At 62.1% G+C, this 24,630-nt stretch carries 17 protein-coding genes; 5 read left to right on the top strand and 12 right to left on the bottom strand.

The genetic code is table 11. The features are described from left to right. Window positions 1-26 precede the first annotated feature (26 nt). The 4 genes from D3Y59_RS00985 to D3Y59_RS00970 form a co-directional block, all read right to left on the bottom strand. Window positions 27-1,313: a hypothetical protein gene (locus tag D3Y59_RS00985; protein WP_119443343.1), complete on the bottom strand. Its 1,287-nt coding sequence runs from the start codon at window positions 1,311-1,313 to the stop codon at window positions 27-29. Between the two features lie 596 nt (window positions 1,314-1,909). Further along, window positions 1,910-3,181 (bottom strand): tetratricopeptide repeat protein, encoded by a 1,272-nt coding sequence (locus D3Y59_RS00980; protein ID WP_119443342.1) that lies wholly within the window; start codon window positions 3,179-3,181, stop codon window positions 1,910-1,912. Between the two features lie 152 nt (window positions 3,182-3,333). Beyond that, a complete protein-coding gene (locus tag D3Y59_RS00975) occupies window positions 3,334-3,969 on the bottom strand; it encodes a flavin reductase family protein (protein ID WP_119443341.1) in 636 nt (211 codons plus the stop codon). Window positions 3,970-4,145: 176 nt separating this feature from the next. Beyond that, complete coding sequence (locus D3Y59_RS00970; protein ID WP_162910451.1) at window positions 4,146-5,426, bottom strand: carboxypeptidase-like regulatory domain-containing protein; 1,281 nt, start codon at window positions 5,424-5,426, stop codon at window positions 4,146-4,148. 244 nt (window positions 5,427-5,670) lie between these two features. On the opposite strand from D3Y59_RS00970, the gene D3Y59_RS18110 reads away from it, so the two are divergent. Then, window positions 5,671-5,856, top strand: coding sequence for a hypothetical protein (locus D3Y59_RS18110; RefSeq protein ID WP_162910450.1), 186 nt, complete (start codon window positions 5,671-5,673; stop codon window positions 5,854-5,856). A gap of 78 nt (window positions 5,857-5,934) precedes the next feature. On the opposite strand, the gene D3Y59_RS00965 is transcribed toward D3Y59_RS18110, so the two are convergent. The 5 genes from D3Y59_RS00965 to D3Y59_RS00945 are packed head-to-tail and all read right to left on the bottom strand — an operon-like array spanning window position 5,935 to window position 13,625. Next, the gene (locus tag D3Y59_RS00965; protein ID WP_119443339.1) at window positions 5,935-6,381 is read right to left on the bottom strand and encodes a hypothetical protein; all 447 of its coding nucleotides are present in this window, start codon (window positions 6,379-6,381) and stop codon (window positions 5,935-5,937) included. A 43-nt stretch (window positions 6,382-6,424) separates the two neighbouring features. After that, on the bottom strand, window positions 6,425-8,878 hold the full coding sequence (locus D3Y59_RS00960) for a hypothetical protein (RefSeq protein WP_119443338.1): 2,454 nt from the start codon (window positions 8,876-8,878) through the stop codon (window positions 6,425-6,427). Further along, on the bottom strand, window positions 8,878-10,035 hold the full coding sequence (locus D3Y59_RS00955; protein WP_119443337.1) for a DUF4249 domain-containing protein: 1,158 nt from the start codon (window positions 10,033-10,035) through the stop codon (window positions 8,878-8,880). Before D3Y59_RS00955 ends, D3Y59_RS00960 begins: the two co-directional genes overlap by 1 nt. A gap of 12 nt (window positions 10,036-10,047) precedes the next feature. Continuing rightward, a complete protein-coding gene (locus D3Y59_RS00950) occupies window positions 10,048-12,861 on the bottom strand; it encodes a TonB-dependent receptor (RefSeq protein WP_119443336.1) in 2,814 nt (937 codons plus the stop codon). Next, window positions 12,858-13,625, bottom strand: coding sequence for a hypothetical protein (locus D3Y59_RS00945; RefSeq protein ID WP_162910449.1), 768 nt, complete (start codon window positions 13,623-13,625; stop codon window positions 12,858-12,860). The genes D3Y59_RS00950 and D3Y59_RS00945 overlap by 4 nt, the downstream gene beginning before the upstream one ends. Window positions 13,626-14,002: 377 nt before the next feature. On the opposite strand from D3Y59_RS00945, the gene D3Y59_RS00940 reads away from it, so the two are divergent. Further along, window positions 14,003-17,140 (top strand): glycoside hydrolase family 3 N-terminal domain-containing protein, encoded by a 3,138-nt coding sequence (locus D3Y59_RS00940; RefSeq protein WP_119443334.1) that lies wholly within the window; start codon window positions 14,003-14,005, stop codon window positions 17,138-17,140. Between the two features lie 209 nt (window positions 17,141-17,349). Here the strand turns inward: D3Y59_RS00940 and D3Y59_RS00935 are convergent, their stop codons facing one another. Continuing rightward, window positions 17,350-17,847, bottom strand: coding sequence for a DUF2059 domain-containing protein (locus D3Y59_RS00935; RefSeq protein ID WP_162910448.1), 498 nt, complete (start codon window positions 17,845-17,847; stop codon window positions 17,350-17,352). A gap of 368 nt (window positions 17,848-18,215) precedes the next feature. Between D3Y59_RS00935 and D3Y59_RS00930 the strand changes: the two genes are divergently transcribed. After that, a complete protein-coding gene (locus tag D3Y59_RS00930; RefSeq protein WP_119443332.1) occupies window positions 18,216-18,884 on the top strand; it encodes a hypothetical protein in 669 nt (222 codons plus the stop codon). A 150-nt stretch (window positions 18,885-19,034) separates the two neighbouring features. Here the strand turns inward: D3Y59_RS00930 and D3Y59_RS00925 are convergent, their stop codons facing one another. Beyond that, window positions 19,035-20,219: an acyltransferase family protein gene (locus tag D3Y59_RS00925; RefSeq protein WP_119446265.1), complete on the bottom strand. Its 1,185-nt coding sequence runs from the start codon at window positions 20,217-20,219 to the stop codon at window positions 19,035-19,037. 226 nt (window positions 20,220-20,445) lie between these two features. Here D3Y59_RS00925 and D3Y59_RS00920 point away from each other — a divergent pair, with 226 nt between their 5' ends. Both D3Y59_RS00920 and D3Y59_RS00915 read left to right on the top strand, forming a co-directional pair. Then, window positions 20,446-20,775, top strand: a complete 330-nt coding sequence (locus tag D3Y59_RS00920) for a hypothetical protein (protein WP_119443331.1) — start codon at window positions 20,446-20,448, stop codon at window positions 20,773-20,775. Window positions 20,776-20,799: 24 nt separating this feature from the next. Continuing rightward, window positions 20,800-22,920, top strand: a complete 2,121-nt coding sequence (locus D3Y59_RS00915; RefSeq protein ID WP_162910447.1) for a PAS domain-containing sensor histidine kinase — start codon at window positions 20,800-20,802, stop codon at window positions 22,918-22,920. 388 nt (window positions 22,921-23,308) lie between these two features. Here D3Y59_RS00915 and D3Y59_RS00910 read toward each other — a convergent pair whose 3' ends face one another. Then, on the bottom strand, window positions 23,309-24,628 hold the full coding sequence (locus D3Y59_RS00910; protein ID WP_119443329.1) for a RagB/SusD family nutrient uptake outer membrane protein: 1,320 nt from the start codon (window positions 24,626-24,628) through the stop codon (window positions 23,309-23,311). Between the last annotated feature and the right edge of the window lie 2 nt (window positions 24,629-24,630).

Here is a 24,630-nt window from a genome sequence, read left to right as displayed (position 1 = left end):
GGGCAATCAGGCCGCTGCTGCGGGTGCTAGTCGCGCAGCATCGTTTTCTTGGTAAGGGTGCCGTTGGTGGTTACGGCCTGCACAATGTACACGCCGCCCAGGCTTTGGCGCAGCGGAATTTGGCGGGTAACCAGGCCAGTGGCCCCGTCGGGCATTACTTCGGTGTGCAGCACGCGGCCCATGCTGTCCATTACCCGAATGGCGCGGCACACGGCATCGGTGCGCATTTCCACAATCAGGTTGCCGGGGGTACCGTAGGCGCTCAGTTGCTGCTCGGCCGCGCCGGCTTGCACGGCTACTACCTGCGAGGTAGTTGAGGTACCGTCGAGGTCGGTTTGCTTGAGGCGGTAGTAGTTCAGGCCGGGGCGCACGTTGTTATCCACGGCCGAGTATTCGCGGCGGACCGAAGAGTTGCCGGCGGCGCGCACGGTGGTTACCACCTCAAAGGTTTTGCCATCGGCAGAGCGCTCCACGGCAAAGTTGGCCGAGTTCTTTTCCGAAGCCGTTACCCACTGCAGCTGCACTTGTTTGTTGGTGTAGCGGGCGTTGAAGCTGGCCAGCTCTACGGGCAGCGGGGCGCTGGCGCAGGCATTTACGGTGATGTACTCCTGCACACGCGGGTTGCAGCTCATGCCGTCGGTGGCGCAGTCGTTGGGTTGGCCCTGCACGCACACCCGCAGGCCGGGGGCAAACAGGCCGTTGAGGCCGCCGTTGCCTTGGGTAAGCACGCAGCCGCTAATCGAGAGCGTGCCGGTGCCCATAATGCGGGGGTTACCTTGCGTCACCATTAGGTTGCCGTCGATGTCGATTTCGGCACCGGGAGCCACCATCAGGTCGGACTGGTTGGCCAGCGAAATATTGCAGTCGGTGCTTAGGTTGGCGGTGGCGCTCAGTTGCGCATCGGCTTTGTAAAAGCTCACGCTGTATACATCGAGCGTGCCATCGAGCTGCAGGCGCGTCATGTCGGGGCCGGTTTGCTCGCCAAAGTACAGGTTGTGCGCGTTGGCTTGGTCGGTGAGCGAGCCGGTGCTGGTAATCACCATTTTGGCGTGGTCGCCGGTTATGCTGTAATCGGTGTCCAGCTCAACGGCCGAGTTGATAACGATAATGTTGTTGCTGGCGTCTTGGCCGTTGCGCTGCCGGCTATTGGTCGGCGTGAGGTTGCCGTCGGATTTGCCCGAAATAACCCACGTGTTGGGGTCGCTCCACTTACCCCCACCCGGTTTGGAGGTGTACGTGCATTGGGCTTGGGCCTGAGTAGCGCCAACAACCGAAGTCAGAAGAAAAGCAAAGCAGAGTATGGTGGATTTCATATGAGTACAGGCTTGGGGAAAACATGGGGTCGAGGTGTTGCATGTTCTCGGTTTTATGCGGTTGCATTTGGTGCCTGTTACGTTATGTATTATTATTGGATGTAGAAATAGGATTACAAACTAAATAAGCAATATTTATTAATTATATATTTAAATATTTAGCTTAATAAATACTTAAACTCTTCCTTTAGAAGAATCCCGTCAGATAATCAAGTACTTAATCACCTCTAATCATATTAGACATTGATTATATAGTACTGATTATCAGTAAAAAATCGTTTTCGCAGGCCCCACTTTTTTTGTTGAGTTTGGCTCCGTGGGGAGCGTTTCAGGGCGCGCGCTTTGCGTATTGCAGGATGCCTTAATGAGGAATTGCGGTCCGCCTTCGGCTCAACGAAACAGCTATTGCCAACCGCAGGGTAGCCCGCCGGATTTAGGCGCTTTTGCTGCGCTCCTGAAATTGTTTATTGGCTGTTAAGCCAACCTGCTTTACACCAATCAATTGGTGTAAATAAAAACAGCCCGCGGGGCCCGTGCAAAACGGGCCCCGCGGGCTGTTGCTCGGCAACTAGCGCCTAAGCACCTAGGCGTCGGGGCTATTTTTTGTGCTGCTTCAGGTACTCGCGGGCTTCGCGGTACTCGGGCGAGTCGCGGGGGGCTTTGTCCTTTACCACGTTGTAGTAGCGGCGGGCGGTGGTTACATCGGAGCGGTCGGCGGCAATGCGGGCGAGGTGGCGGTGGGCCAGCACGTAAAAGCCTTGCTCGGTTTCGCCGGTGCTTTCGGCAAACACAATGCAGCGCTGAAAGTAGTCGGCGGCCTTTTCGGAATTGTCGTAGCGGTGCTCCATCAGCCAGCCCAAAAAGTAGGTGGCGTAGCGTCCGCTAATGGCCTCGTAGCCAGGCATGCCCTGGTTGAGCTTTTCCAGGATTTCGCGGCTTACTCGTTCGCACTCGTCGTACTCGCCGCGGTTGTAGCAAGCCAGGGCGTAAAAGCGCTGGAAGTAGCCGTTGTCGGGATACATGGTGGCCAAACTGCGGGCCACGGGCAGCGCCTCCTCGGGCTTGTTTTCGTCGTTGTACAAGATCTTCATTAGAAAGAACTTGGCCTCGGCGCCGGTGTAAAAGCCGTTATCGGCCACGTTGCGCAGCTGGCGCAGCCCTAGGTCGCGGTTGCCCTTCGGGAAAAACAGCATTACCGGGCGCAGCAGCGGGTAGTGTTCGGCAATCCACACCTGGTAGTAGTTGAACAAGGCCTGCCCAAACAAAAACTCGGGGCTCAGGCCGTTGGCTTCCTGGCTCAGGGCGAGGTAGTCGAGGGCCTCTTTGCTGTACACGGTGGCCTTGCGCCAGTTGGCACGCTCGGCGTTGAGGCGGGCTGCAAACCCATACGCTGCCGACAGAAAAAAGCAGGCCTCGTAATTGCGCTTGTCTTGCTTAAACAAGGTTTCGCCTTTGCTGATGGTGGTGTCCATGTAGGCGAAAAAGACCTTGTCGAACTGCTTGGTTTGCACGTTGCTGGGCACAATCTTCCACCACTGGCTCAGGCCCAGCAGAAAGTACGGCATGGGGTGCTCGGGGTAGCGGCGGCGCAACGAGCGGAATTGCTTTTCGGCCTTATCGAACTTAAAGTTGTAGAGGTTGCGCACGGCCCCGTCGAGCTCGAGCTGAATCTCCTTATCGAGCAGCAGCCAGCTTTTGGTGTTGATGGCGCTGGGCGCCACCTCCACGTTTTCGAGCTGAATGTTGCGGATGGGAGCAGGCTGCTTGGTGGTATCGGGCCGCTGCTGTCCCTGGGCACACAGCGCCGCCAAACCACCTAGGGCCACCAGGTAAAAGCGCAACCAAACCAAGGAAAAGCGTTGGGGCATAAAGCAGGTACGGGCACTCCGTTACTAACGCTCGAAGGTGCTCGGAGCGTGCACGGCTGCTAACATACGGCGGTGCCGGGCCACGCGGACAATTGTTGAGCTAAAAACCGCACCAATGGCAGCGCGCAAACCCGTTCTGCACCGCATGTGCGCTACCCGATGCGCTGCGGCCCCTGCCCGGCGCGCGCAAAAGCGTAGCGCGCCAGCGGCTGCACGCGGTGGTAGCCATCGAGGCCGCTGATGCACACATCGGCCACGGCGCCTAGGTGCAACGAGCCATCGGGCTGCAGCACCTCGGGGGCCAGGTACACGTGCTCCACGCTGCCGATGAGCAGCACCGTGCCGTTGAGCTCGATGGGCACCTCTTGCTGCAGGCGCAGCCCAATGCCGATGTGGCTTTCGGCCACATAGGGCGCGGCAAAACCGTCGCGGTACACGGGCGTGAGGCCGCAGGCCGCAAACTCCGATTCCTCGCGCCCGAAATTGGCCGAGGTGTAGTGCGCCGCCGCCACAAAGCCCTCGTGCACGTGGTTGATGGTGTAGCAGCCCGTGGCCCGGATGTTTTCGTAGGTGTGGCGCGGCACGGTGGTGGGGCGCGTTACCATGCCCAGCAGCGCGGGGTCGGAGCCGAGGTGCACCACCGAGCTGAAGATGGCCACGTTGGCAGCGCCGCTGCCATCGGCGGTGCCGATGAGGTTGGCCGGCTTGTAGCCCGTAATGCTGTTGACGAGGTTGAGCCGGTAAATCTTATCGAAGGCCTGAATGTCGGCGGCGGTGAGGTGGTGCATGAGCCCAAGCGGATGGAAAAGCAGAACAGGTGCACTACCGCCCCGCCCGGCAATTGTTTTGCCCTAGGTAGGCGAAGGCCATTCGCAGCGGGCAAGCCCCGGCGGCAGCCGGTTATCAAACCAAAAGCCCGACCTGCTACCAGATCGGGCTTTCGATTAACCATTCGCCTAGGTGCTTAACGCCGCTGCGCGGGCTTGGCAGGCTTGGTAACCATGGTGCCGAATGCGCCGGCCTTCTCGAACGACTGAATCACTTCGTCTTCCACGGGGGTGCGCTGCACCACCGGGTTGTTGGCCCAAAACTCGGGGTCGTACTTCACGCTCCGAATGGCCTGCAGGTCGTTTTCGTTGGCGCTGACGCGGGCGTAGCGTACGTTGGCGGGCTGCTGGGTGGTGTCGTAGAAAAACGTAAACGACTCCACGCTGATGGCCGCTTTCGGCATGTTGGGCCGCACCAAATCGGTGGTGAGGTTTACCTGCATGTGGTCGAGCGGGGCCACGGGCTCGTCGCTGTCCTGAAACACCATATCAATGCTCAGCTTGGAGTTATCCACTTTGTAGCTGGGGTTGCTGAGCGTGGTGGTGAAGTTGGGCGTGGTAAACTTGTAACGCTTTATCTGGTAGGTATCCACGTCGATCCACACGGTGCCCTCGGCCTTGTATTTCTTTACCTCGGGGCGGGTTTCGAAGTTGATTTCGGCCACGCCGCTGCTGTCGTCGCCGAGCACGCGCACCAGCTCCACGTGGTAATTTTTCACCACGTTGGGGCTAAACAAGGCCAGGCTGACGGTGCTATCGGCGCGCGGATCGAACAAGCCAAACGACTTGGTGTAAAGCGAGAAGTTGCTGAAGTTCATGGCCGCTTGCTTGCCCGCAAAGCGCCCCTGCGCAATGGCCGTGCCCTCGATGCGCGCCGGGTTAGTTTTCACGTTCCAGATAACTTCCTGCAGCTCGGTGGGGGCGTTGTCGATGCGCGTGATTTGGCGGTAAAAGGCCTGCCCGTAGTATTTCTGGCCGTAGTTGCGCTGCATGCGGCGGTAAGCGCGGTCAACGAGCTGGTAAGCGTAGCTGCCCACCTTCACCTCGGGCAGCGTAATGGCCGTGGTGGCAAGCGCTATTTTCAGGGGCTGATCGGTGCTAGTAACGCGCACGGTGTCGCGTACGTGGGCAATTTCGCTGAACACCAGCGTTTGGGGCAGCTGCGACACATTCAGCTGAAACTCGCCGCTCACGTTGCTGGCCGTGCCTTTGGTCGAGTTCTTCACGCCAATGCTCACGAAGGGCAACGGCTCCTGCGTGTCCTTATCTACCACCACGCCCCGAATGATGTACTGGGCCTGCGCCGGCGCCACGGCACCTAGGGACAACCACAAAACGAGCAGCGCGCCGGCCTTGAGCCAGCCTACCCGCGAAAGCAACCGGCCGAATGCCGCCGTAGAAAAATGAGATGAAGTCAAAACTGCGAACGGTTGATGGAGAACTAATTGGGCGCTTGCTACAACGACGGTCGGCCCGAAAACATGCGTCCGGCTCTGCAAAAATACAGCCACCCCGCGCACCGATGAGCTTTGGCCCAATACCAACCGGCCAGCGCAACAGAAAAAACAGCCAAAAGCCCAGCCGCATGCCTCGCGTTTGCGTATAGCTACCTCGCAGCCACCCACTTGGCCAGCCGGGTACTCGCCGTTACTTCTTACCGCTATGATCAAGCATCCGATTCATCCCGCTTCCGATTCGCACGTGGGCTTGCCCCCTGCCCGCCCCGCCGACCCGCTCCGCTCGCCGCGCCCGCGCCGCTCGCAGCAACCCGGCCAGGCCGAACCCGAAACAGCTCCCGAACGCACCCAACCCGCCTCGCCCGGCTTCAAAATGAGCCGCTGGTGCTAGGCTGATATCGCTGCAACAAATACCGGGGCGCCCGTTCTTCTAACTGCGAAGAACGGGCGCCCCGGTGCGTTTTTGGGCTTATAAGGCCGGTGCTTGGCTGGCGGTGCGGCGTGCGGCTACTTGCTTGGCAAAGGCCGCCCATTCGCTGCGGTTCTCGGGCTCCCCCATCAGTTGCTTGCCCGAGGCATCGGTGAGCGTCACGTCGAACGCGCCGGCGCCCTCGGCGCGCTCGTTGGTGGGCTTGAGCTTGGTGCGGCGGAGCATCTGCAGGCATTGCTCGCGCTCGGGGCCGCGCAGCACCATTTCGCCGCTTTCTTCCTCCAGCCCATCGGAGGTGCGGTAGGTTAGCTGAATCAGCTCGGGCTGCACCACGCCTTGTATCACGCTCATGCCTTGGTTGGGCGGCGGCAGCGCAGGGTTGCCAGCGTACAGCTCAAACGCCACGGGCTCCTTTATCTGCTGGCCGCACGCGCCGAGCAGCAGCACCAAGCACAGCAGCCCTAGGTAAGCAAAGCGGGGTTTCATAGGCATGGTTTGAGTGGTTGTGAAACTGTAGCCGTGTGTAGCGCTACCGGGTCTGGGCTACCCCAGCCGGCTTCACCTCGAAGGTAAAGCTGCTGCTGCCCGCCAGGCCCGTAGCCGAAAGCCCCTGCACCACTACCAAGTACCGGCCGGGCTCGTCGCCGGTGTAAAAGCTTGGCTGCTGCGGCAGCCCGGCTGTGGTGGCAATGTTGGGGTTCCAGTACAGCAGGTGGCGCAAATCGGGTAAGCGGCTTTGCTTTTGGCTCTCGGTTTCGTAGCGCGGGGCGTAAAACTCCCGCTCCCACTGCAGGCCTTCGTAGGCTTGCACCAAGGCGCGGGCATCGGGCTGGGCCCCGGCCATGTCGCCCCGGTAACTGGTGTAGCTTACCAGGCCGGGGTAGGTAAGCGGGCCGTGCAGGTAGCCGCGCGTTACCACATCGAGGCGCTGCACCTTCAAGGGGTCAATCTTCATTACCCGGTCGGTGTTGAAAAACGGCACGCCATCCACCAGCACCATGGGCTCGTCGGTGAAGATGGTGCGGTTGCCGTTGTCGACCACCATAAAGTAGAATTGGCCCTTGCGGATGCGCACCACCACGCCGGGCACGTACTCGCGCATTACCTCCTCCATTACCTTAAAGCGGGTAAAATCGTCGAGGCGGTAGCGTTCGTCGGGGCGGCCGTAAAACGCCAGGCTGTCGGTGAGGGACTGGGCGTAGGCACCTAGGACTTTGCGGAAGTAGGCGTTTTGGGCCTGCACCTGCAAATGGCGCTGCGTAAGCTCGGCGCGGTTTTGCTCGGTTAGGCGCAGCGGCGCCAGGGGTTGCTCGGCGTGCTCGGCAGCAAATGGGCTCAGCAGCTCAAAGCGGGCGGTGCTGTCTTGCCGAAAGTTGGTTTGCAGCACCAGGTTTTTGGGGCCGTACAGCTCGCGGGCTTCAAAGCGCACCAGGCCCTCGGGGTTGCTGATGCCGTTGTAGAGGCGTACCACGCGGCTGGGGGCCGCCAAGTAGGCCGGTATGCCGGCCATTGGGGCGCCGGTGGCTTTGTTTAGCAGCCGCGCGCTAATCTGGTGGCCGTTTAGCTCGGGGGCGTGCGGCAAGGCCGGCGGCGTGCCGGCCAGTAATGTTTCCCACCGAAAGCGGCGCCAGCCCTGCGTCAGCATCAGGTTATCGGCGGCGACTTCGGCCTCGGGTTCGGGGGCCTGCAAATAGTAGCCGGGGTTTTCGATGTGGCCCCGCAGCGCCGAGGTCAGCCACAAGTACGAGCGGATGTCGGCCGCCGACTCGGGCGCCGCCAGCGAATCGAGGCGGTAAACGGCCATCGAAAGCCCGGCGGCGGCGGGCTGCCCCGCACCGTTGGCGGTGGCCAGGCGCAGGCTCACTTTGTCGCGGGTGGCGTACTGCGGCTTATCGGGCGTGGCCTCGATTACCAAGCGGCTATTGGGGCGCCGGAAGTACAGCCGCTCGCACACCGGCTGGCGCTGCGCGTTGAATACCGTGAAGTGCAGCACGCCTTCGGGCAACGCGGCTTTATCGAGCACGAGTTGGGCTTGTCCGTTGGCTAAGCGCAGGCTTTGGGCCAGAAACGCGTGTTGCCCGGCATGGCCGAGCACGTACAACTCTTCGGCGGCGGCGGGGCCGTTGGCCGCCACCGACAACCCCAACTGCCCCGGGCCTGCCGGCGCCACGCTTAGCACATAGCCTTGCTCGTACACGGCGGGCAGTGCGCGGGTTAGGGTTTGGTCGTTGGCAAGCTTGAGCACGGCGGTGTAGCCAGTGCCGGCTTCGGCAGGCGTAAACACAAACTGCCCCATGCCGTGGCGCAGGGTAGCAAAGCGGGCCACCTGTTTGCCTTGCTTATCGAGCAGCACGCCTTCGGCGGCCAAGCCCCGGCCGGCTTGGTCGGTTACTTTAAAGCCTACTTTGCTTGGCAGGCCTTTTACCAGGCTGCCGCCTTCCGGAAAGAATTGCGCGTCGGGCGGGGTTGCTTTCACCGTGTCGGCCGGCAAGGCGGCGGCAAAAGTGTTCAGCACCGTAACCGTGCTCCGGAAGAAGTACTCGGGCCCGAAGTTCTTCATCCAGTTGGTGTAGGCCCGCACGGTGTAGCGCCCGGCCGGCAGCGTGGCCGGCAACTGAAACGAGCCGTGCCCCGCGGCCTGCTTCAGCTCGATTTTGGCTTGCAGCACAGGCCGTTGGCGCCCGTTTAGCACCTCCACGTAGGCCACGCGGCTGAGCGGCAGGGGCCGTTGGCGGGTGCCCTCGGCGGCGTACACCTTAAACCACATCATGTCGCCGCCTAGGTAAGTGGTGCGGTCGAGGTGCAGAAACAGCTTTTCGTGCGCATCAAGCTTGCTGTAGTTCTCAAACGCCTGCTTGATGCTGACTGGAGCCGCTGCCGGGGTTTGGGCCCCGGCGCTTGGGCAGGCGGCCAAACCCAGCAGCGCGGCTGCCACGGCGGCGCGGCAGCGCCCTAGGTACGAAGGGTGGAAAGCAGTTCGCATCAGGGCCAGAAGCTAGGTCGTTTGTTGGTGCCCCGCTCGCGGCAGTCGATGCACTTGCGGGCGGCGCCGGTGTAGGCAATCAGCACGCCATTGCCGGTGTACACGCCCTCCAGCGGCTGCAGCGCGGGGTTGCGGAAGGCAGCGTCCACGTCGCGCAGCTTAAAGGTGTCAATCTGCATGCAGTTTTCGTAGCCGGTGAGGTAGGTGCGGTACCATTGCACCGGCAGCTGAGCCGAGGTAATGAAAATGCGCTTTTCGGTAACCGAGTACGCGCCCACAAAACCCAGCACGGTTTCGGCGGGGTTGCTGAGGCAGCGCACGTTGCCGGTTACCTGCGAGGGCAGCGGGTCGAAGAGCGTGCCGAGGTTTTCGGTGTTTTTGCGCAGCTCGTCCCAGTAGGCATACTCCTCGGGCGTTTGGGCGTACTGCTTCACCAGCACGCTGTAGCGCAGGCGCAAGCGGGTGGCCGTGCGCGGTATTTCGAGCAGTTGGTGCCGCGCCACCACGTCCTGCGTCAGGCGGGTGGTGCTGAACAGGCGGATGTTGCCGGCGGTGTTGCTGGCCCAGCAGCGGTAAATGTCCTCCTGCCGGGGCCGCATCTGGTTGTTCACGTACTCCACCACCGAGCGGTAGGCCGAGGTAAACTCCCAGGTTTCCTCCAAGCCCCAGCGGTAGTAGCGGCTTTGGTTGGTGGCGTCGTGGGTGCTCACGCTGATTTGCACGCCCTCGCCGCCTAGGTCCCACTCCACCGAATCGATTTCGGGGGTGATTTTGACGGGCGTATAATCGGAGGCGTACTCGCGGCCGTTGCTGGTGAAAAAGTGCAGGCGGTAGCGGGTGCCGGCCCCTAGGTTGAGCGCAGGCGAGGTGTAGGTACCGGGCGCGGTTTCCGTCAGGGTTACGCTGCCGCCCCCCTCCTGCTCAATCAGCACGCGGGCGCGGGTTTCGGTGGGCGGCTGGCCGGGGGCGCTCAGCTTGTAGGTGCGCGAGAGTTTGATGGTGCTGATGCCCCGGCTGTTGATGAACCCATCGACCACCACAAAGCTGGTATCCACTTCGTCGATTTCGGGCTCGAACGGGTCAATGCAGCTGCCCGTTAGCGCCCACAGCACCACCCAGGCAAGGGCGCGTCGGAAATAGCTCTGCTGGCTTGTCATGTGGCCGAAGGGTTAGAAGCGGAAGTTGTAGGTGATGGTAGGAATGGGCTGCCCGAACACCGACAGCTGGTAGCCTTTGATGTTGCCGTTCACCGATTTGTAGTAGATCGAGAACGGGTTGCGGCGGCCCGTGAGGTTGTACACGCCCACCGTCCAGGAGCTGTGCGCCAGCTTTTTCACGCGGTGGTTGCCCTCGATGTTCAGGCCCACGTCGGCGCGGTAGTAGTCGGGCACGCGGTAGGCGTTGCGGTCGGAGTACAGCACGCGCATGGAGTTGCCCACGTAGTACTTGGCCAGCGGCAGCGTAATGGGCCGGCCCGTGCTGTACGTAAAGTTGAGCGAGGTGCTGAAGCGGCGGCTAAAGCGGTAGTTGCCGATCATCGTCACGTCGTGGGGCTTGTCGAAGTTGCTCGGGTAGTAGCGGCCGCCGTTGATCATTTCGGCGGTGGTGCCGCTGTTCACGCGCACCAAGGAGCGGGAGTACGTGTAGCTCACCCAGCCGTTGAGCTTGCCCGTGAGCTTGCGCACCATCACCTCCACGCCGTAGGCTTTACCCTCGGCGTTTACCACGTCCTGCTCAATGGCGGAGTTCAGCAGCAGCGTGGCGCCGTTCCGGAAGTCCACGAAATCGTGCAGGCGCTTGTAGTAGGTTTCCACCGAGGTTTCGATGGTGTTGTCCTTGAAGTTGCGGTAGTAACCTAGGGCCACTTGGTCGCCTACCTGCGGCCGAATGTGCGCGTCGCTCAGCTTCCAGATATCGGTGGGCGCCATGGTGGCCGTGTTCGACAGCATGTTGATGTACTGGCGCGTGCGGTTGTAGCTGGCCTTCACGGAGGAGTTTTCGGTGAGGGCGTACTTAGCCGACACCCGGTACTCCGGCCCGTGATAAGTAGCCAGCACCTGCCCCGCGCGGTAGCGCACGGTGTCCGTTACGGTATTTGCCGAGCGCGGGCTGCCGGGCGCGTACTGCCGCACGTCGTTGGGGCCCAGGGCGTTGAAGAGCGAGTAGCGCAAGCCCAACGACACCGACAAGCGCGGCGACACCTCGATGCGGTCCGACACGTACAAGGCGCTTTCCAAACCCTGCTCGCGCTGCAGCACCTCGGGCCTGATGAGCGACTCGCCACCTAGGGGCTGCAGCTGGCCCGGCGCAATGCGGTAGAGCTGCGTGCTGGCGCCAAACTCCAGGGTGTGGCGCGGGTTGTGGTAGTAGCTGAAATCGAGTTGGGCCGTGGTCTGGTTCAGGTCGAAAGCCAGCGCCGAGGCGTTTACCGGATTTTTGCGGCTGCTGATGTCGTAGCCGTAGCGGCTGTGGGTGGCCGTGGCTACGCTGTAGAGCCGGTTGTTAAAGATGTGCTTCCACTTAACGCTCGCGTTTTGGTTGCGGTACTCGTAGGTGGTATCCGAAGCCAACCGAAACCGGTCGCGGCTGATGTAGCCGGTGGCGTAAAGCGAGTTTTTATCGTTGAGGTCGTGGCTGACGTGGGCGCTCAGGTCGTAGAACGAAGCCGAGCTTTCGCGGTAGCTGCGGTTGGGCAGGCGGTGCAAAATCCAATCGGAGTACGACGAGCGGCCGCTTACGATAAACGAGGCTTTGTCTTGCCGAATGGGCCCCTCGAGCGTAAGGCGGCTGGTAAGCGGCCCGATGCCGCCCGAGCCGCCAAACTTTTTGCGGTTGCCGTCGCGGGTGGTAATGTCGAGCACCGACGAGAGGCGGCTGCCGTACTTGGCCGGAATGGCGCTTTTGTACAGCTCCACGTTCTTCAAAATATCGGGGTTGAAGGCCGTGAAGAAGCCAAACAAGTGCGAGGGGTTGTACACCACCGCATCGTTGAACAGGATAAGGTTTTGGTCGGCCGCGCCGCCGCGCACGTTCAGGCCGGTGCTGCCCTCGCCCACCGATTTCACGCCGGGCAATGTCAGCACCACGCGCAGCAAATCGGCCTCGCCAAACGCCGTGGGCACCTGCCGGATGGTTTTGATATCCAGCTTCTCCATGCCCATTTGCATGCCGGCCACGTTCTTGTCTTTCTCGGCCTCAATCACCACCTCCTTTAGCGGGGTAATGTCCTCGTCCACCTCAATCTCCAGCTTGCCGTCGTTGCGCAGCACAATGGTGCGCTTGGTATTCTTGATGCCGATGCCGCGAATCAGGACGGTGTGCCGACCTAGGGGCAGCGTGAGCGAGTAGTAGCCAAACTGATCGGTGGAGCCCCCAACGGCCGGCGACTCGACGTACACCGTGGCGCCCGGCACCGGTTCGCCGGTTTTGCTTTCGCGCACGTGCCCGGCCACCGTGGCCTTGCCACTGGGGTTGCTGCCTTGCCCAATGGCAAACACCTGGCTTTCGGCCTGCCGGCGCGATTTGGGCCGGTTCAAGCCGTCGAGCGGGTCGTCGTCGTTGCCCCCGGCCGAGCCGGCTGCCGTTTTGCCCTCGTGCTGCCGAAAATACCCGGCCGCCAGCTCGGTTTGCATGGGTTGGCCGGTGGTAATAAACACGCGCTGCTGCGCATCGATGGCGTAAAACAACTCGCGCGGTTTCAGGATGCTTTCCAGCACTTCGGGCAGCGGCTGGTTGTGGGCACCTAGGGTTACCCGAACGCTGTCGAGGGCGCTGGGCTCGAAGTAAAACCGGTAGGGCGTTTGGCGCTCTACCTCGCGCACAAACTGCTCGAAAGGCGCGTTGCTGAACTGCCCGCTGATGAGCGGCGGTGCCTGCTGACCTAGGGCCGGCGCGCCATGGCCGAGCAGCAGCCCCACCAGGCCCAGGCCCGCCAGCCAGCCCTTGGCCGCATGCCCGGGGCGGTAGTTGTGTCGAGCTTTCATCGGGCGGTGGCTTGGGTTAGGCGGTGGTAGTGCTGGGCAAGCTGCACGAGGGCTGCGGCGCGGGTTTCCTTCCCGAACTTGAGCTTCTGCTCCGCGGCGTATTTCTTCAGCTCCTTTTTGCGGTCGTTGAGCACGGCCAGCGCCGAGCCTTTGGAGCCGACGGGGTGATACGCGCCGCCTTTGCGCAAAAAGTACCGATCAACGTCGGTAAACTCCTGGTAGCTCATGCGTTGGCCCATGCGGGTTTGCAAATCCTTGCCGTGCTTGGCCAACACCTGCAGTGGCCCGCCCTCGAACAGCAGCTCGTAGTACCCCGTGGAAACAACCTCGGCCGCAGCAGAATCGGCCACGATGCGCACAAACCGGTGGCCGTCGATAACGAAGTGCTTCACGCGCTCGTCAACCAACCGAAACTTGGCCGGGCTGTTGAAGCTGTTGACGAGCAGCGCGTCGAGCTTGGCGTCGTATTGAATGGCCAAGTCGGTGAACTCGTAGCCATCGTAATGCACGCTGCCCCGCATGTCGTTTTTCGACTTGAAGAACTGATGCCCTTGCGCCGTGCCCGAAGCGTAGTTTACGTACTGCACGCCGCTGTAAAGCGCCGCGCTGCTGCCCAGTGCTTCGCGGTAGCGCCGGTGCATGTGCTCGGTGGCCGCGCTCAGCAGCGTGGTATCGGCGGGGGCTGCCGGGGCTTGCGCCAACGCCTGGGTGCCCCACACGGGCGCAATTAACAGGGCGCAGCTGGTTAGTAAAAGTTTCCTCATCGGCGAAAGGCAAGCGGCGGCAAACGAATTGGCAATTACATGGCTGGGGGCGCGCCCGCTGTGCTCTTATTGCTTAAGGGCTTCGGGTTCAGCCCAGACGTAACCTCCCAGGAGTAATGAGCAGCAAACATATGCGCTGGGTTGCTTTGCGCCGCGAAAAACTGCGCCGCTTGTCTTAATTCTGCCCGCTGGCCGAAGCACGCAGCCCAACCAGCAGCTGAGCTGCGCTTGCACATACTCGCCGCTGGCAGGTGCCTGGCTGGCAGTCAAGGCCGGCACCTAGGGCCACGGGCAACCTTTACCTGCACCATTCGGGTTAACTTCGCACCGTACCACTTTCCCCATCCGCTTTGCGCCTCCACAGATCTCTCCTGTTGATGCTGCTGGTGCTTGGGCCTTTGGCCCTCACCGCGCAACACCGCAAGCAGCACGCCGCCAAACAAAAACCCGCTGCTACCCACACTTCGGCCAAGCGCCCGGCTGGCAAAGCTGCTCCGGCGGGCAAGCCAGCCAGCAGTGCCAAAGCCGTTGCCAACGGCAAAAAGCCCGTGGCCGAGGCACCGGCCTTTTTGCAGTACCTGCACTCGCCCTGGGTCGATTCGGTGATGAAGACCCTCACGCCCGACCAGCGCGTGGCGCAGCTATTTATGGTGGCGGCGTACAGCAACCGCACCCGCGTCGACGAAGACTCTATTTCGGCGCTGATTCAGCAAAGCGGCATCGGGGGGCTGATCTTTTTCCAGGGCGGCCCGGTGCGCCAAAGCAAGCTGCTGAACCGCTACCAGGCCCAAAGCCGCGTGCCCTTGCTGGTGGCCATGGATGCCGAGTGGGGCGTGGGCATGCGCCTCGATAGCGTGGTGCGCTTTCCGTACCAAATGACCCTAGGCGGCGTGCGCGACAACCACCTGCTCTACGAAATGGGGCAGGAAGTAGCGTACCAGTTTCGCCGCCTGGGCATGCACGTCAACTTTGCGCCGGTGGTGGATGTGAACAACAACGCCAACAACCCGGTAATTGGCTTCCGCTCGTGGGGCGAAAACAAGCGCAACGTAACCGAGAAAAGCTACCAGTACATGAAGGGCATGCAGGACGCGGGCATCATGGCCGTGGCCAAGCACTTTCCCGGCCACGGCGACACCGATGCCGACTCGCACTTTGCCTTGCCGCTCATCCGCGCCGACCGCCGCCGCCTCGATTCGCTGGAGCTGCGGCCCTTCCGCTCGCTCATGAGCCGCGGCCTAGGCGGCGTGATGATTGCGCACCTCAACATTCCGGCGCTCGATAGCACCGGCACACCCTCTACCCTGTCGCGCCGCATTGTAACCGATATGGTGCAGAAGCAGATGGGCTACCAGGGCATCATCTTCACCGATGCCATGAACATGAAGGGCGTAACGAGCAAGTACCCGCCCGGCGAAGCCGATGTGCGGGCCATTTTGGCCGGCAACGACATTCTGGAGTTCTCCAAAAACGTACCCAAGGCCCTGCAATCGGTACGGGCCGCCATTGACTCGGGCCGCATCAAGCAGGCCGACATCGACATCCGGTGCCGCCGCGTGCTGGCGCTCAAGCAGTGGGCGGGCTTGAACAAATACCGCCCCATCGAGCTGAAAAACATTACCGCCGACCTCAACAGCCCGCACGCCCAGCACGTTTCGCAGCGCCTGCAGGAGCTGAGCATGACGGTGCTGCGCAACCAGCGCAACCTGTTGCCGCTGCAGCGCCTCGATACCCTGCGCATTGCCACCGTAACCCTAGGTACCAAAGACACCACCGATTTCCAGCGCATGGTGGCCGACTACGCACCGGCGGCACACTTCTCCATCCCGGCCAACGCCACGCTCGATGAGTTGGCCAAGCTGCGCGAGCAGCTGCGCCCCTACAACCTGCTGCTGGTGGGCCTGCAAAACCTAGGGCGCAACCCGGCCAGCAACTTCGGTATTTCGCCCGAGGAGAATGTGCTGCTGCGCGAGGTAGCCGCCCTGAAAAAGAAGATGGTGGTATCGGTGTTTGGCAGCGCATACGCTGTGTCGAAGCTGCGCGACGTGAACACCGTCGATGCCATTGTACTGGCTTACCAGGAAAGCAAAAACGCCCAGGAGCTGGCCGCGCAGGTAATTTTCGGCGGTGTGGGCGCTACAGGCAAGCTGCCGGTTTCGGCCTCGGAGCGCTACGGTTTTGGTGCGGGCCTGACTACGCAAGGCGGCATGCGCCTGCGCTACGCCCAACCCGAAGCCGTGGGCATGAACAACAACCTTGAGGCCCGCGTCGATTCGATGATTGGCGCGGCGCTAGCGGCCAAGGCCTTCCCTGGTGCCGAGGTGCTCATTGCCCGCCGTGGCACCGTGGTGCTGCGCAAAAGCTACGGCACGCACACCTACGATGCCAAAGCCCGCCCCGTGCGCAACACCGACCTCTACGACCTGGCTTCGGTAACCAAAGTGGCCGCTGCCACCCCGGCCCTCATGAAGCTGCAGGACCTAGGCAAGTTCAGCCCCGAGCAAACCCTGGGCTCGTACTTCGACTTTCTGAAAGAATCAAACAAGAAGGACCTGAAAATGCGCGACGTGCTGACGCACCAAGCCCGCCTGAAGGCCTGGATTCCGTTCTGGCAGAGCTACACGCGCCCCAAAGGCGTATTCAGCCGCTTGTTTGCCAAGTACCCGCACGAGCCCCTGAAGCTGAAAGCCGGCGAGGTACCCGCAATGAGCCGCCGCTTTTTCCGCCCCGATTCGTCGGCACGCTTCCCGCTGCAGGTAGCCGACAAAATGTGGGCCCGTAAGGATATGCCCGAGCGCCTGAAGAAGTCCATAGCCGAGTCGCCGCTCAACGAGAAGCCCGGCTACGTGTACTCCGATTTGTCGTTCTACTTGTATCCGCAGCTGGTGCAGCAGCAAACCGGCAAGCCGTTCGAGCAGTTTCTGCGCGACGAGCTCTACCGCCCCCTAGGTGCTACCACGCTGGGCCTGCACCCGCAGCGGCGCTTTGCCAAGCAACGCATTGTGCCCACCGAGTACGACTCGCTGTTCCGGAAGCAACTGCTGCACGGCACCGTGCACGACGAAGGCGCCGCCCTCCTGGGCGGCCTTTCGGGCCACGCCGGCCTGTTCGGCTCGGCCAACGACCTGGCCAAGCTGGTGCAGCTGTACGCCTGGAACGGCAAGTACGGCGGTCAGCAGCTCCTCAAGCCCGAAACCGTGCAGGAGTACACCAAGTGCCAGAACTGCCCCGACAACCGCCGCGCCCTCGGCTTCGACCGCCCCGCCGCCAACCCCTCGGTGAATTCGGCCAAGAGTGCCTCGCAGCTGAGCTACGGCCACACCGGCTACACCGGCACCTACTTCTGGGTCGACCCGCAGTACGACCTGATGGTGATTCTGCTGACGAACCGCGTGAACCCCACGCGCCGCAACAACAAGATCACCGAAATGAGCGTGCGCTCCGGCCTGCTGCAAACGGCTATCGAAGCCGTGCAGTCGGCGCGGCCCAAGGTGGAAACCTCCGTGGAGGAGTAAGGCCGAATTGCGCAATGCTTGTCCTGTCGAGCAAGCTTTGTCATGTCGAGCGAAAGCGAGACATCTGGCGCAGGATGGTCAATGCGTTAACCCAGATGTCTCGCTCACGCTCGACATGACAGAGGCTGGCTCGGCCTGACAATAAACGCAAAACGCCCGGCCAATCGGCCGGGCGTTTTGCGTTTGGCAGCTTTTTGTACCTAGGGCGCTTACTGCTGTGTGGTTTTCATTTTTGCCTCAATGCTGCGTTGCAGTTCGGGCAGGTTTTCCTGCATGCGGCGCTGGCCTATTTCCATGCCCGCCACCATCAGGGCGGTTTGCTTGCCAATAAACTTCTGGCCGGTTGTGGAGCTGTAGAATTTCGATAGGTCTTTCAGCTCCTTCTCGCTGAACTCCTTGGCGTAGAGCTGCACCATGTCTTCTTTCAGCGAAGCCCAGCCCATGTACTTATTTAAGTAGGCGCGCATTTCGGGCTCCACGGGTTTTAGCTCGGGGCGCTGGGTTAGCTGGGCGGTAAGCATCTGGTCGAGGGCAGCGTTGGTGTTCTTCTCCATCTGCATGGCCAGCATCAGGTCTTCGGCGGCTTTGCGCTGCCCGGCCGAAACAGCCGCCGTGGCGGTGCTGCTTGGGGCCGGTGCCGTGGTCTGGGCCAGTGCGGCCGGCGCAGCCAGCACTAAGCCAGCGGCGAGAATCAAAAGCTGTTTCATGCTGCTTACTACGCAGAAAGCCCCCGGGGTGGCCATGCGCGCAGGTATTTTCCTAGGTGCCGAAAGCCCCTTCTTGCGCGGCCAAGCAGCGCAGCGTAGCACCAGCGGCAACCAAACTTTTGGGGCTCACTTTTGCCAAACCGGTAGCAAGCTCAACAATTGCGCTGTACCTTAAGCAACCTTTGCCCCCGGTTCCGCATCTGGTTTACTGACGGCGCACGGCAAGCCTCAGCCCACTTACCAAGGCTGTGTTTTCTGGCTTGCTCACATGCATATGCGATTTACTTGCGTGCGTTTGTGGCCGATGTTTGTACCGTTGCTTTACCCGCTTCTGACTACCCACTCTTCGCCTCTTCCAATACCCGACCATGCCCCTTTTCTATCCGTTTGTGCAACGCCTACCGCTGCTTGGCTCGCTGATGCTCACGCTGCTGCTCGGCGCGTGCGACAGCGTAATGCCGGGCGCCGAGAGCGAAGAGCCGACCCAATACACGCTAAGCAAACAAGAGCAAGCCTGGATAACCCCCTACCGCCTGGGCGAGGAGTGGCGTTTTGCCAACCAAGCCGGCTACGAGCGCCGCTACCAGGTAAAAGGCCTTTCCGATAAAGCCCAGCCGGGCATGGCCAACAAAGGCGCGCGCGTGCAGTACTACCAGCAAGAGGTAGGCACCCGCCTCGAGCGCGTCGATTCGGCGTACTACGAGCGTGCCGATGCTGCCCATTTTGCCGCCTCGTTTACCCTAGGTGCCGCCGCCGGGGAGCAGCCCCTGGAGGCTGCGCTGCAGTGGGGCAACCTACAACTGCCGCTGCCCGTGGCCGAGCTGGAAACTGAGCAAGCGCTGCCCGCGAGCGTGCGCCTGCTCCCGAGCCTAACCGTGGGCGGCCGCACCTTTAACAACGTTTTGGAGTACCCCACCCTGCAGCCAGCGGCCAACCAAGCCGCCGCGGCCTGGCAGGTGCAGCGGGTTTACTATACCAAGGAATACGGCGTCGTGCGCTTCGTAGAAGCGGGCGGCACCGTGTGGGATCGGCTCTAGCAGCCGCTCCCGAATAGTGAGTGAAATGGTGAAGCAGGCGGCTCGTTTCGGGCCGCCCGCTTTGCTTTTAGGCCCCTAGGTATTTGCGGCCGAATACACGAAAAGACCGCGCCAGAGCAAGGCGCGGTCTTTTCGCTGAGGCCAGAAGCTTTAAACCTTAATGATGACACGCTTGTGGTACATCCACCACAAAATGCCCAGCCAAATCAGGATGAGCGTAACGGCGCCGGCAAGCGAAGCATTTTCGGGCACCGCGAAGGTGGGCACGAACAGCGTTTGGTACAGCCACTCCTTCAGGCCCACCTCTTTGCCGCTGCCGGGCAACGGCTGCTTAATCAGGTTGAGGATGCGCGGTATCAGCCCCGATAAAAAGAACACGGTAATGGCATTGACGCCGTACACCAGGAAAGGCTTAATCCAGCCGCGCCAGCCCTGCACGTCGCAAATCCAGTACAGAGCCGCCAACGCGCTGATGGCAATGCCGCCGGTGTAAAGCACGTAGGAGCTCGTCCAGAGGCTTTTGTTGATGGGGAACCAGCCGTTCCAGATCAGCCCGAGCACAACGAGCAAGGCCCCGTCGACGAACAGCCAGGCTACTTTTTCGGCGGGCTGCACGTCGCGGCGGCGCAGCCACTGGGCGGTTATCACGCCCAGCAAACCGGTACCCACGGCGGGCAGCGTGCTCAGCAGGCCCTCGGGGTCCCAGGTTTTGCTTGACTTCCAAAGGTGCGCTTCGGTGAGCACGGTGCGGTCGAGCCAGGCGCCTAGGTCTTGGCCGGGCAGTAAGGCCGCGGCACCTAGGCCGGGCGCGGGCACCAGCTGTTGCAGCACGTTGTAGAGCACTAGAATACCGGCCAGCAAACCCAACTGCGTGCGGCGCCCGGTGTACAGAAAAATGGCGCTGCTGATGATAAACACCAGCCCGATGCGCTGCAGCACGCCCGGAATGCGCACCGTGGCAAACTCGAACTTCGGGAACAAGGCCAAAAACAAACCCAGCGCAAACAGCACCGCCCCGCGGCGCACCACCCGCAGCATGGTAGCGCTTAGCGGGCCGCCTTGTCGCTTCACGCCATCGAGGGCGTACACCAACGACACGCCCACGATGAACAAGAAAAACGGAAAGATGAGGTCGGTGGGCGTGCAGCCGTTCCAGGCGGCGTGCTCGAGCGGCGCGTAGATGTGGCCCCAGTCGCCGGGGTTGTTTACCAGAATCATCGCCATTACGGTGATGCCCCGGAACACATCGAGCGACACCAACCGGCCCGGCTGCGACGCCTCGGCCAGCGGCTGGGTGTGGGTGGTTTCGAGGGCGGCTTGGGTGGTGCTTTGCATGGCGTAAAGAACGAAAATTCGCGCGGCCTCGGCGGGGCTTTCTTGCCCGGGCTGCGCCTTCCGCAAGTGCCCTAGGTGTTGCCAACGCCACCGGGCCGGGGCAGTGCGCTCAGGCTTCGTTGTTCGCCAATTGCGGGGGCGTAACAAGAAACATCCGGTGCGAGGCTGTATTATAACGCTTGCAAATTCCGGCACGTATCCCCTTCACCTTATTGTTAGCGCCCGTATGCCCCCTGCCACCAATGCCGTTGTACTGGCGCCTGAGTTGTTGCCCACCCTGCTGGCCGTGTCGGTAACTGCCCTGCACGTGGTGCGGCCCATCTACGACCAGGCGGGCACCGATATCGTGGATTTCGCGCTGGAGTACCTTAACCCGGCCGGGCAGCGCATGACGGGGCTGCACGAGCACCCCGGCGGCACGCTGTTGTCGCTATTTCCGAACACGATGACGGCCGGCGTGCTCAGCTACTACAAGCGCGCATTTGCGTCGGGCGAGTTGGAAGCGTACGAGGTAAACTACCAGGCCGACGGGCTCGACAACTACTTCCGGCTGTAAGCCCAGCGCAACGGCGAGGTGCTGGTGGTAAGCTTTACCGACACCTCCGACCAAAATCGCAGCCCCGTGGAGCAAGCCCTGCGCGAAAGCCAGGCCCGCGAGCGGGTGATTCGGCGCGAGCTGGAACACCAGCGCAACGAGCTGCTGCGCTTTGTGGAGCAGGCGCCGGCGGCGGTGGCGGTGTACAGCGGGCCCGAGTACCGCGTGCAGCTGGCCAACGCCGCCACGCTGGCTATCTGGGGCCGCTCGTTGCCCGAAGTGCTGCACCGCCCGGTGTTTGAGGTAATGCCCGAAACCGCCACCCCCGACGTAGTGGCAATTTTCAATCAGGTGTACGCCACGGGCGTGCCGTTCACGTCTACCGAAAAGCCCACGTACATCGAGCGGTACGGGCGCCGCGAAGTTGTGTACTGGAACTTCGTGTTTCAGCCCCAACGCCAATCCGACGGCAGCATCAGCGGCATTTTGTCGTTGGGCACCGAGGTTACGGCGCAAGTGCAGGCCCGCCAGCAGGCCCAGCAACTCAACCAGCAACTGGAGGCCCACGTGCAGCAGCGCACCCTCGAGGCGCAGGCCGCGCGCGCCGAGGCCGAGCGCCAGCGGCGGCAGTGGGAGGAGCTGTTTCGCCGCGCGCCGGCGGCCATCTGCATTTTCACGGGGCCCGACTGGGTGTACGAGTTCGTGAACCCCATTTACCAGGCTATGTTTCCGGGGCGCGAGCTGTTGGGCAAGCGGTTGGTTGATGCCTTGCCCGAACTAGCCGATCAGCCCCTGATGGACATTTTGCACCACGTGTACACAACTGGGCAACCCTTTCAGGGCCGCGAGGTGCTGGTGCCGCTGGCCCGCACCGCCGAGGGCCCCGTGGAGGACATTTACTTCGACCTGACGTACCAGGCGCGCTTTAACGAGGAGGGCCAGATTGATGGCTTCGTGACGTATGCCTACGACGTAACCGCGCAGGTGCTGGCCCGGCGCGACCGGGAAATGCGCCAGGAGCAGCTCAACGAGCTGTTTGAGCAGGCACCCGTGGCCATTGCCATTTTCCGGGGCCCACGCTACGTAATTGAGCTGGCCAACCCAGCGGTGTGCGCCATTTGGGGGCGCACGCAGGCGCAAGCCTTGGGCACTCCACTGTTCGAGCTGCTGCCCGAAGCCGCGGGCCAGGGATTCGAGGAGTTGCTCGATCGGGTAATGGCCACCGGCCAGCCCTACGTGGCCCACGAGCTGCCTTCGTACATCAACCGCCACGGCCGCCGCGACCTGGTGTACTGGAACTTTGTGTACCAACCCCTGCGCGAAACCGAAAACGACGAGATATCGGCCGTTACGGTGGTGGCCACCGAAGTAACCGACCAAGTGCTGGCGCGCCAGCAGGTGCACGGCCTCAACCAGGAGCTGGCCAGCATCAACGCCGAGCTGCGCACCACCAACGACGAGCTGCACAACACCAACGCGCAGCTCACGCGCTCCAACGTCGATTTGGATACGTTTGTGTACACGGCCTCGCATGACTTGAAAGCGCCCATTGCCAACATCGAGGGCATTTTGCTGGCCCTGCGCGAGCAGTTGCCCGCCGCCGTGCAGCAAGATGCCTGGGTGGCGCAACTGCTCGATATGCTGCAAACCACGGTGGCCCGTTTTCAGAACACCATCGCGCAGCTTACCGACGTGTCGAAGCTGCAAATGGCGCACGCCGGCCCCACCGAGCTGGTGCACTTGGCCGCGGTGGTAGCCGACGTGTGCCAGGACCTCGACCTGCAAGCCTGCACGGCCCGGCTTACCGTTGAGGTGCCGCCTGACGTGGTGGTGTTGTTTCATCCGGCCAACCTGCGCAGCATCGTTTTCAACCTGCTCAGCAACGCCGCCAAGTACAGCTCGCCCAACCGCCCGGCCCAGGTGCACGTGCGCGCCGAGCGCCGGCCGCAAGCCGTGGTGCTCAGCATCCGCGACAACGGCCTAGGCATGAGCGAGCAGCAGCAAACCCAGTTGTTCGGCCTGTTTCAGCGCCTGCACACCCACGTGGAGGGCACTGGCGTGGGCCTGTACATCGTGAAGCGCCTGATCGAAAACGCCGGGGGCAGCATTGAGGTAGCCAGCCAGCTCGATGTGGGCACCTGCTTTACTGTTACGTTTCCGGCCTAGGTGCTTGGGGCTGCCAGCGGCGCAGGCAGCCCCAAGCACCTAGTCATCAGCCTGTTGGCCTCCCTAGCGCGAGTCTTAGCGTCTTGGGCGCGCGACTCGTACCGCGGCATGGGTGGGAGTCTCCAGACTTCCGTCATCCGGATAATTTTCCGTGCAATCGTGGTCGTTCGGGATACGGGAGTCTGGAGACTCCCCTCCATGCTTGGGCACGAGTCGCGCGCCCAAGGCGCTAAGACTCGCGCCAGTAACCACCTAGGTGCCCGGTGCGGCCCGCGGCGCGGGCCGCACCGGGCACCTAGGTGGCAACCTGTTGGCTCGTGCTCCTCTTAAACATAACAACGGCCCGCCTAGGTATAGGCGGGCCGTTCTGGCATCAGGAGCAAACGAGTTAGATGTTGGGGTCGTTGGGGGTGGCGGAGTTGTTTTCGCGCTCTACCCGTGGGTACGGGAAGAAATTGCGGTTGCGCTCGGCACCGGCTGCGCCCGGCCCGGGGCGCCCAAAGCGCCGGCTGTCTTCGAGCCGGAAGCCCTGAAAAGCCAGCTCCACCAACCGGTTGCGGTAAATATCGAGCAGCACAGCCTCCTGCGTAAGCGGGCCCGCGTACGGCGCCAGCCCGGCCCCCGGAGGCGCTATGGGCTGGTTGCTTGAGTTTAGCTGCGCGGCGGCCGTGCTGGTGCGCACGCGGCTAAGCTCGGTTACGGCGTTGGCGAGGTCGTTTTTGCGGGCGTAGGCTTCGGCCCGAATCAGCAGCATTTCGTTGGGCACGTACACCGGAATGGGCGCGCTGGCTGCCGTGTAAAAGCCCAGGCCGCGGTTTTGGGTGGCGGTGGGGTTCAGGCGCACGTAAAACGGAATGCGCCGGTCGCCGCTTTCGGGTACCAAGGCGCCCGAAAGGCCCAAGTTGGCATCGGTAGGCTCGAACACGTTGCGGTTGCCGAAGGCCGCCTCAAACAATGGGTTGCGGGTGTTTTCGTCGAAGTTGAATACCGAGCGGCTTGTGGGCGACACGCGCCCCGCGGCGGCAATGGCGCGGTCGTAGTCGCCGGCCATCAGGCTGTAGCGGGCAATCAGGGCCTGCAAGGTGTTGGGCAAGTCGATGCCAGGCACAATTTTGCTGTTGAAATCGGCCGAAACGGGGTTGGCGGTTAGCTGGGTAGCAGCCGCCTCGAGCTGCGTAATGGCCGATTGCAACACCTCTTGCCGCGGCGCAAACGGCGCGTTGGAGCCGGTAACCAACGGTGCCTGCTCGAAAAACTGCACCTGCGTACCTAGGGCCAGCGCCCGAAAGATGGAGGCATACGCCACAATGCCGCTGCGCGTGCCCGCGTCGCCGGCGTTGCCGGCGTTGGCCAGCACCAAATCGGCGTTGGCCCGCACCAGCTGCGTTTGGCTCCAGAGGTTGCGCACCACGCCGTTGTCGGTGCGCAGGCTGGTGCCGCCTTCGCTCACGTTAAACTCCTCAATATTGCCCACGTTCAAAATCAGCAGCTCGCGGGTGCTCAGGCCGCCGGCGGCCACCTGGTTGTACAGCACGCTCAGGGCGCCGCCCACGGTGTAGCGGTATTGCAGGCCGTTGCACACGGTAATCAGGCCGTCGGAAGTGGCCAGCACATCTTGCTGGCGGGCGGCGCTGGGGTCGAGGTATTCTTTGTCGCAGCTGCCCAAGCCAATGCACAGCAACGACAGCAGCAGAAGGTATTTTTTCATGA

Origin of the sequence: Hymenobacter oligotrophus, assembly GCF_003574965.1 — a bacterium.
Taxonomy (GTDB): Bacteria; Bacteroidota; Bacteroidia; order Cytophagales; family Hymenobacteraceae; genus Solirubrum; species Solirubrum oligotrophum.
The sequence above is the reverse complement of the archived record's forward strand: the minus strand, read 5'-3'. Positions and strand labels throughout refer to the sequence as shown.

Excerpts from the sequence above, each read along its gene's own strand:
- D3Y59_RS00985 (WP_119443343.1), bottom strand. The coding sequence starts at position 1,313 with ATGAAATCCACCATACTCTGCTTTGCTTTTCTTCTGACTTCGGTTGTT.
- D3Y59_RS00980 (WP_119443342.1), bottom strand. The coding sequence starts at position 3,181 with ATGCCCCAACGCTTTTCCTTGGTTTGGTTGCGCTTTTACCTGGTGGCC.
- D3Y59_RS00975 (WP_119443341.1), bottom strand. The coding sequence starts at position 3,969 with ATGCACCACCTCACCGCCGCCGACATTCAGGCCTTCGATAAGATTTAC.
- D3Y59_RS18110 (WP_162910450.1), top strand. The coding sequence starts at position 5,671 with ATGATCAAGCATCCGATTCATCCCGCTTCCGATTCGCACGTGGGCTTG.
- D3Y59_RS00965 (WP_119443339.1), bottom strand. The coding sequence starts at position 6,381 with ATGAAACCCCGCTTTGCTTACCTAGGGCTGCTGTGCTTGGTGCTGCTG.
- D3Y59_RS00960 (WP_119443338.1), bottom strand. The coding sequence starts at position 8,878 with ATGCGAACTGCTTTCCACCCTTCGTACCTAGGGCGCTGCCGCGCCGCC.
- D3Y59_RS00955 (WP_119443337.1), bottom strand. The coding sequence starts at position 10,035 with ATGACAAGCCAGCAGAGCTATTTCCGACGCGCCCTTGCCTGGGTGGTG.
- D3Y59_RS00950 (WP_119443336.1), bottom strand. The coding sequence starts at position 12,861 with ATGAAAGCTCGACACAACTACCGCCCCGGGCATGCGGCCAAGGGCTGG.
- D3Y59_RS00945 (WP_162910449.1), bottom strand. The coding sequence starts at position 13,625 with ATGAGGAAACTTTTACTAACCAGCTGCGCCCTGTTAATTGCGCCCGTG.
- D3Y59_RS00940 (WP_119443334.1), top strand. The coding sequence starts at position 14,003 with ATGCTGCTGGTGCTTGGGCCTTTGGCCCTCACCGCGCAACACCGCAAG.
- D3Y59_RS00935 (WP_162910448.1), bottom strand. The coding sequence starts at position 17,847 with ATGAAACAGCTTTTGATTCTCGCCGCTGGCTTAGTGCTGGCTGCGCCG.
- D3Y59_RS00930 (WP_119443332.1), top strand. The coding sequence starts at position 18,216 with ATGCCCCTTTTCTATCCGTTTGTGCAACGCCTACCGCTGCTTGGCTCG.
- D3Y59_RS00925 (WP_119446265.1), bottom strand. The coding sequence starts at position 20,219 with ATGCAAAGCACCACCCAAGCCGCCCTCGAAACCACCCACACCCAGCCG.
- D3Y59_RS00920 (WP_119443331.1), top strand. The coding sequence starts at position 20,446 with ATGCCCCCTGCCACCAATGCCGTTGTACTGGCGCCTGAGTTGTTGCCC.
- D3Y59_RS00910 (WP_119443329.1), bottom strand. The coding sequence starts at position 24,628 with ATGAAAAAATACCTTCTGCTGCTGTCGTTGCTGTGCATTGGCTTGGGC.